Origin of the sequence: Nostocoides japonicum T1-X7 (genome assembly GCF_001046855.1) — a bacterium.
In the GTDB taxonomy this organism is placed as follows: Bacteria; Actinomycetota; Actinomycetes; order Actinomycetales; family Dermatophilaceae; genus Nostocoides; species Nostocoides japonicum.
On sequence record NZ_HF570958.1, the window covers coordinates 3,565,672 to 3,572,528 of the forward strand.

General features: G+C 72.9%; 8 protein-coding genes. 1 reads left to right on the top strand and 7 read right to left on the bottom strand.

Annotated elements, in window-relative coordinates:
- The 7 genes from BN12_RS23455 to BN12_RS16140 all read right to left on the bottom strand — a co-directional run.
- On the bottom strand, positions 1-375 hold a 375-nt coding region (locus tag BN12_RS23455), incomplete at its 3' end, for a MarR family transcriptional regulator (protein ID WP_053080058.1).
- Positions 376-424: 49 nt separating this feature from the next.
- Positions 425-1,375: a proline dehydrogenase family protein gene (locus BN12_RS16115; protein WP_235432434.1), complete on the bottom strand. Its 951-nt coding sequence runs from the start codon at positions 1,373-1,375 to the stop codon at positions 425-427.
- A 71-nt stretch (positions 1,376-1,446) separates the two neighbouring features.
- Positions 1,447-2,181, bottom strand: coding sequence for an ABC transporter permease (locus BN12_RS16120; RefSeq protein WP_048554043.1), 735 nt, complete (start codon positions 2,179-2,181; stop codon positions 1,447-1,449).
- Positions 2,178-2,903: an ABC transporter ATP-binding protein gene (locus BN12_RS16125; RefSeq protein ID WP_048554046.1), complete on the bottom strand. Its 726-nt coding sequence runs from the start codon at positions 2,901-2,903 to the stop codon at positions 2,178-2,180. The genes BN12_RS16120 and BN12_RS16125 overlap by 4 nt, the downstream gene beginning before the upstream one ends.
- 42 nt (positions 2,904-2,945) lie before the next feature.
- Entirely contained in the window at positions 2,946-3,539 is a 594-nt protein-coding gene (locus BN12_RS16130; protein ID WP_048554047.1) for a TetR/AcrR family transcriptional regulator, read from the bottom strand.
- Complete coding sequence (locus BN12_RS16135; protein WP_083454702.1) at positions 3,536-4,450, bottom strand: sugar phosphate isomerase/epimerase family protein; 915 nt, start codon at positions 4,448-4,450, stop codon at positions 3,536-3,538. Before BN12_RS16135 ends, BN12_RS16130 begins: the two co-directional genes overlap by 4 nt.
- A 203-nt stretch (positions 4,451-4,653) precedes the next feature.
- Positions 4,654-5,583, bottom strand: coding sequence for a Ppx/GppA phosphatase family protein (locus tag BN12_RS16140; RefSeq protein WP_048554049.1), 930 nt, complete (start codon positions 5,581-5,583; stop codon positions 4,654-4,656).
- 164 nt (positions 5,584-5,747) lie between these two features.
- Between BN12_RS16140 and BN12_RS16145 the strand changes: the two genes are divergently transcribed.
- Entirely contained in the window at positions 5,748-6,578 is an 831-nt protein-coding gene (locus BN12_RS16145) for a hypothetical protein (protein ID WP_048554051.1), read from the top strand.
- The last annotated feature ends 279 nt before the right edge of the window (positions 6,579-6,857 follow it).

Sequence of the window (6,857 nt, forward strand, 5' to 3'; positions counted from 1 at the left end):
CAGCGCGGTGTCGGTGGCGTCGACGGCGGCCCGCACCTCGCCGGCCGCGGCCCGCCCCCGGTCGGTGAGGGTGACCCGCACCCGGCGCCGGTCCTCGGGATCGGGCTCCCGCTCGAGGTAGCCGCGCATCACGAGGGCGTCGACGAGCTGGCTGGCCGCCTGCTTGGACGTTCCGAGCCCGGCGACCGCGTCCGCGAGCGACGCGCCCCGGTTGGCCACGGCCCCGAGGACGAAGCTCCCGCGGCGCGGCATGTCGTCGAACCCGGCCGTCGCGAGATTGGCCCGGATCGCGTCGCCGTACACCCGTCGCGCCGCGCCGAGGAGCGCGGGCATGGACACGTCGGCATACCAAGGGATCTCGTCGGTGGAGGTCATACACCCCAGGTTATTCGTCAAGCATCTTGACCGTCAAGACACTTGACTATCAACCCTTCGTCGCGAGCCCGCGGAGGAAGAACATCGTGTTCGCCGGCTTCTCGGCCATCCGGCGCATGAGGTAGCCGTACCACTCGTCGCCGAAGGGGATGTAGACCCGCATCGTGTCGCCCCGGTCGGCGATCCGGCGCTGCTCGCCCGGCCGGATGCCGAGGAGCATCTGGTACTCCATCGAGTCGTGGCTGCGACCGTTGTGGGCGGCGAGGGCCCGGGCGATCTCCAGCAGGCGCGGGTCGTGGCTGGCCACCATGGGGTAGCCCGCGCCCGCGAGGAGCACCTTGAGGCACCGCACGTACGACTTGTCGACGTCCTCCTTCGCTTGGTACGCCACGGATTCCGGCTCCTTGTACGCCCCCTTGCAGAGCCGGACGCGGCTGCCCTCGTAGGCGAGGTCGCGGCAGTCGCCCTCGGTGCGGTGGAGGTATGCCTGGAGCACCGCGCCCGTCGACGGGAAGTCCTTCCGGAGCTCGGCGAGGACCGAGAGCGTGGAGTCGGTCGTCGTGTGGTCCTCCATGTCGAGGGTCACCGTCGTCCCGGCGTCGCGGGCCGCCTCGCAGATCGCGCGGGCGTTGTCGAGGGCGACGCGCTCTCCGTCGCCCGGCAGCGACTGCCCGACGGCACTCAGCTTGACGCTCACCTCCGCCGTGCCGCCCTCGGTCAGCCCGCGGTCCGACAGCGCGGCGAGCAGCCGGAGATACGTGTCCCTCGTGCGCTCGGCGAGGGCGAGGTCGAGGGTGTCCTCGCCGAGGTAGTCGATCGTCACCATCCGGTTGGTCTGGCGCAGCTCCGCGGTCACCGAGACGGCGTCGTCGATGGCGTCGCCGGCGACGAACCGCTTGACGACGCTCCGGCTCACCGGGGCCTTCTCGATCGTCGCGCGAACCGTCGACGAGTCCGCCATCCACAGCAGGCTGTTGCGCAGCACATCACCGGCATCCACGGCATCTCCTCGCTCCCTGTCCCGGCACCGTCCGGGGGTGGCGTCAGGCTACCGCCGCGCATGCGTCGTGGTCAGGGCGTCCTGCGGCGGAGTGTGAGGCTGCCGAGGAGGAGGGAGGCGACGATCCACGCCAGGATGACGAGCACGTCCGAGACGAGGTCGCCGGCGACGTCGGCGGAGGTGGTCACGCGCTGCATCGCGTCGACGGCGTACGACAGGGGCAGGACGTCGGAGAGCCAGCGGAGCACGTCGGGCAGCTGGTCCCGGGGCACGAGGAGCCCGCACAGCAGGACCTGCGGCAGGACGAGCGCGGGCATGAACTGGACGGCCTGGAACTCGGTCCGCGCGAAGCCCGAGGCGAGGAGGCCGAAGGCCATCCCGAGCACCGCGTCGAGGACGGCGACGAGGATGAGGACCCACAGGGCGCCGGCGATCGACAGCCCGCACACCCAGACCGCGAACGCGGCCGCGACGACCGCCTGGACGACGGCCGCGATCCCGAAGGCGATGGCATACCCGATCATGAAGTCGGCCTTGCCGAGCGGGGTCGTGAGCAGCCGCTCGAGGGTCCCGCTCGTCCGCTCCCGCAGCGTCGCGACCGACGTCACGACGAACATGACGACGAAGGGGAACACTCCGAGCAGCGCGGCGCCGATGAGGTCGAAGATCGGTGTGCCGTGGTACATCCAGGCGAGCAGCCCCATGAGGACGCAGGGGACGACGACGAGCAGGCCGACCGTCCTCGGGTCCGCCTTGATCTGGCGCAGCACGCGCCCACCCGTGAGGAACGCCAGGCGCGGGTTCATGCCGCGACCTCCCGTTCGATGAGGGCGAGGAAGGCCGACTCCGCGTCGGCGGCGCCGGTCTCGGCGAGCAGGCCGTCCGGCGTGGTGTCGGCGAGGATCCGGCCGTTGCGGAGCAGGAGCAGCCGGTCGCACCGCGTCGCCTCGTCCATGACGTGGCTCGACACGAGCAGCGACCGCCCCTCGGCGGCGAGACGGGAGAACAGGGCCCACAGGTCGCGGCGGAGCACGGGGTCGAGCCCGACCGTCGGCTCGTCGAGGACGAGCAGCTCGGGCCGCCCGACGAGGGCGGCGGCGAGCGAGGCGCGCGACCGCTGTCCGCCGGAGAGGTTCTGGACCCGCACCTCGGCATGGGATCCGAGGTCGACGAGCGCGATGGCCTCCTCCGCGGCCGACTGGTCCGCGCCGACGAGGGAGCCGAAGTACCGGACGTTCTCGCGGACGGTGAGGTCGGCATACACGCTGGGGCTCTGGGTCACGTAGCCGACCCGGCGGCGCAGCTGTGGCGACCCGGCGGGGCTGCCGAGGACCGTCACGGCGCCGGACTCGACGACCTGGACGCCGACGACCGCGCGGATCAACGTCGACTTGCCCCCGCCGCTCGGGCCGAGGAGCCCGACGACCTGCCCCGCCGGGACCGCGACCGTCACACCGTGGAGGACCCTCCGCCCACCGCGCCGGACCGTCAGTCCACTCACGTCGATCGCGACATCACCGTTTTTCATCACGCGATGAAATATACACCTCCCCGGGCCGTCGAGCGGGCGTCATCGGACGAGGTACCCCTGCAGGACGGGGCCCACCTCGTCGACGATGTCGTCGACCGACGCCTCCGCGACCCAGGAGAGCCGGAGGATGAACCGCATGACGGCGAGACCGACCATCTGGCTCGCTGCCAGTCCCGCCCGCAGCCGCTGGCGCTCCTGCGGAGCGCTCGGGTCGCCGACGGCCGCGACGATCCGGCCGAAGACCTCCTTGGCGAGGAACTCCCGCAGCAGCGACGCGGACTCCTCGTGGGACGCGGTGGAGCGGAACACCATCTCGAACCGCGTGCGCCCCTCCGGGCTGTCCCACAGCTGGAGGAAGGCCCTCGCCAGCGAGCGGCCGAGCTCCTCGCGGGGTCCCTCGAGGATCGCCCCGAGGAGCGCCGACGGGTCGGCCGGAGCTCCGACGACCTCGGCGAAGAGCGCCGGCTTGCCCGCGAAGTAGTGGTGGACGAGGGCCGGGTCGACGCCGGCCCGTCTCGCGACGGCCCGCAGCGACGTCGCGTCGTAGCCGCCTCGGGAGAACTCCGCACGGGCGGCCTCGACGATCGCGCCGCGCGTGTCCTCCCCGCCAGGACGGCGCCCCCGGGGGCTCATCGCGCGCGTCGCCCGGTCCGCCGGCCGGCGTGCGCCGGCACGTCGAGCGGGGCGTCGAGGGCGATCCGCGGGTGCAGGTGGAGCCGGGCGAAGGCGAGCGCCTCGGCGAGGTCGATCTCGCGCTCGTCGTCCTCGAGCTTGCGCGTCCCCACCTCGACGACGACGGTTCCCTGGAAGGACTGCTGCGCAAGGGTTTCCAAGACCGCCGCACAAGGCTGGGCACCGCGGCCCGGCACGAGGTGCTCGTCCTTCATCGACCCCGACCCGTCGGCGAGGTGAAGATGCGTCAGCCGAGGGCCGAGGTCGCGCACCATGGCCATCGCGTCGACGCCGGCGGTCGCGGAGTGGCTGAGGTCCAGGGTCACGTGCTCGTACGGCTGCGGCACCGGATCCCAGTGCGGCAGATACGCTTCCAGCTCCCGGCCGCCGGCTCGCCACGGGAACATGTTCTCCACGGCGAGGTGTATGCCGGTCGCCGCCTCACGCTCGGCGATCCCCTCGGCGAACCCCTTCGCATACTCCTTCTGCCACCGGAACGGCGGATGGAGGACCACGGTGGGAGCCCCCAGCTCGTGGGCGAGCTCGATCGAGCGGTCGACCTTGCCCCACGGGTCGGTGCCCCACACCCGCTGGGTGAGCAGGAGGGTCGGGGCGTGGACGGACGTGACGGGCAGCCCGTGGTGGCCGGCGAGGCGGGCCAACGCACCGGCCTCCTGGGTCACCGGGTCGGTCCACACCATGACCTCGACGCCGTCGTAGCCGAGCCGTTCGGCGAGGTCGAACGCGGCCGCGCTGCCGCGCGGGTAGACCGACGCCGTCGAGAGGCAGACGCGCGGCGGCTTGGGCACCGGCAGGACCGGACGGGCGGTGGCGGGCGGCGTCGCCGACCGAGGCCGACGCACGCGCACCATGCATCCACCCTAACCAGCCCCCGCCCCACCCCCGCCTTCCGCACGTGCCGAGAAGATGTCGTCCAGACGCCAACTGGACAGCAACAACTCGGCACGTGCGAAGCGGGCTTCCGCACGTGCCGAGAAGATGTCGTCCAGACGCGGACCGGACAGCAACAACTCGGCACGTGCGAGGAGGAGAGGAGAAGGGCGGCGGGAACCTGTCAGTCGGTGAGCTGGTCGAGACGTCGGAGGATGACGCCCTCGCGAAGGGCCCACGGCAGGATCTCGAGGACCTCGACCCCGAACAGCTCCATCGCGGCCTCGGCGACGAGGGCGCCCGCGAGGAGCTGGCCGGCCCGCGCCACGGAGACGCCGGGCAGCTCGGCCCGCTCGGCCCGGGTCATCTGGGACAGCGAGGCCACCTCGGAGGTCACGTCCTCCCGGCGCAGGAGGCGGACGACATACGGTCCTTCGGCACTCGGCGCCGCACCGGCGACTCGGGCGAGGGACCGGAAGGTCTTCGACGTCCCGACGACCCGGTCCGGCGTCGCCGCCTTGGCGAGCGGGCGCATGGCGCCGGCGATCTCGGCACGGATGCGCCGCCTCGCCTCCCGGACCACCTCGGGCGTCGGCGGGTCGCCGGGGAGCTGGTCGCGGGTGAGCCGGCCGGCGCCGAGGGGCAGGGAGAAGGCGACGTCCGGGTCCTCGTCGAGGCCCTGGGCGACCTCGAGCGAGCCACCGCCGATGTCGAGGAGGAGGAGCGTCCCCGCCGACCACCCGAGCCACCGGCGGGCCGCGAGGAAGGTCGCGCGCGCCTCCTGCTCGCCGGTGAGGACGACGAGGTCAACCCCCGTCTCGTCGCGCAGCTCGGCGAGGACGGCCGAGCCGTTCGGCGCCTCCCGGACCGCGCTCGTCACGAACCCCTGCATCTCCTCGACGCCCTGGTCCTCGGCGACCTGCTGGCACTCGTGGACGAAGGCGACGAGCTGCTTGACCCCGTCGTCGTCGATGGTGCCGTCGTCGGTGACGTGCTCGGACAGGCGCAGGTCGCGCTTGTGCGAGGTCGCGGGCAGCGGGCGGGCGCCGCGGTGCGCGTCGACGACGAGGAGGTGAACGGTGTTGGAGCCGATGTCGATGACCCCGAGCCGCATGGTGACAACCTACGCGACCGTGCGCGGCCGGAGTGCGGACGAGGGTGACCAGATGACCCACGGGACCCGCCCGAGGCGGACCCGGGGGGGTCGAGCGGCCCGCGCCGTCTCAGGGTGACCCGCATCCCGGCCCCGCGGCGGCGGATGCGAGTTAGGGTTGCGCGGTGCCCGAGACGCCACTGGACCAGGCCCGCATCTGGGTCGAGTTCACCGACCCGGCCGACGAGGGGCAGCGCTTCCGGTGCGATCTGACGTGGCTCACGTCGAACTGGACGTGCATCTTCGGCTCGGGGTGCCGCGGCATCTACGCCGACCGGCCCGACGACGGGTGCTGCACCCTGGGCGCCCACTTCACCGACGAGGAGGACCTCGAGCGGGTCAAGAAGGTCGCCAAGGAGCTCGGGCCCGACGAGTGGCAGCACCACCCGGGCTCGACGAAGCCGAAGGCATGGACCGAGCCGGAGGACGGGGCGACGAAGACGAAGGTCGTCGACGGCGCGTGCATCTTCCTCAACCGCCCGGGCTTCCCCGCGGGGGCGGGGTGCGCCCTCCACCAGCACGCCATCCTCACCGGTGTGCCCCCGCACACCGTCAAGCCGGACGTCTGCTGGCAGCTGCCGACCCGCAGGTCCTACCGCACCGTCGAGCTGCCCGACGAGAGCTCCTACCTCGAGATCACCATCACCGAGTACGACCGGCGGGGCTGGGGACCGGGCGGGCACGACCTCGACTGGTACTGCTCGGGCAACCCGGAGGCCCACGTCGGCCGTGAGCCGGTGTTCCGCAGCAACCGCGACGAGCTCGTCGCCCTCATGGGAGAGGCGGCGTATGCCGAGCTCGTCGTGCGCTGCGAGGCGCACCTGACCGCCGTGAAGGCCGCCCGCCGCAACGGGTCTCGCAAGCTGCTCCCCCTCCTCGTCCATCCCGCGACCCTCGAGTCGGGCGGTCCGGGCCGGTCCCGAGCCCCCCGGCGTCGGCCCCCGATCACCGGCTGACCCCACCCCAGCCGGTGATCGGGCGCGACCCCTCCCGCGACCGCTCGTCGGCCGGGTCCGGGCTCTGCGGACCGGGACCCGGGCGGTCACCCGGACTCCAGGGTCTTCCCGCCGCGACCCTGGGTCCGCCTGCACACTACGGCCCGGCGGGCGGCCCTGGCACGTCCCCGCATGTGGGGACAGCCGTGGGCGGAGAACGGTGACCACCCACCCCGCACGGACTTGTAGCGTGGGCGCGGGCGACCGGCCGGGCCGAGCCCGACGGGCCGAGCCCGACGG

Bases quoted from the DNA above. Each gene is read 5' to 3' on its own strand.
- BN12_RS16120 (WP_048554043.1), bottom strand. From the start codon at position 2,181: ATGAACCCGCGCCTGGCGTTCCTCACGGGTGGGCGCGTGCTGCGCCAG.
- BN12_RS16125 (WP_048554046.1), bottom strand. From the start codon at position 2,903: ATGAAAAACGGTGATGTCGCGATCGACGTGAGTGGACTGACGGTCCGG.
- BN12_RS16130 (WP_048554047.1), bottom strand. From the start codon at position 3,539: ATGAGCCCCCGGGGGCGCCGTCCTGGCGGGGAGGACACGCGCGGCGCG.
- BN12_RS16135 (WP_083454702.1), bottom strand. From the start codon at position 4,450: ATGGTGCGCGTGCGTCGGCCTCGGTCGGCGACGCCGCCCGCCACCGCC.
- BN12_RS16140 (WP_048554049.1), bottom strand. From the start codon at position 5,583: ATGCGGCTCGGGGTCATCGACATCGGCTCCAACACCGTTCACCTCCTC.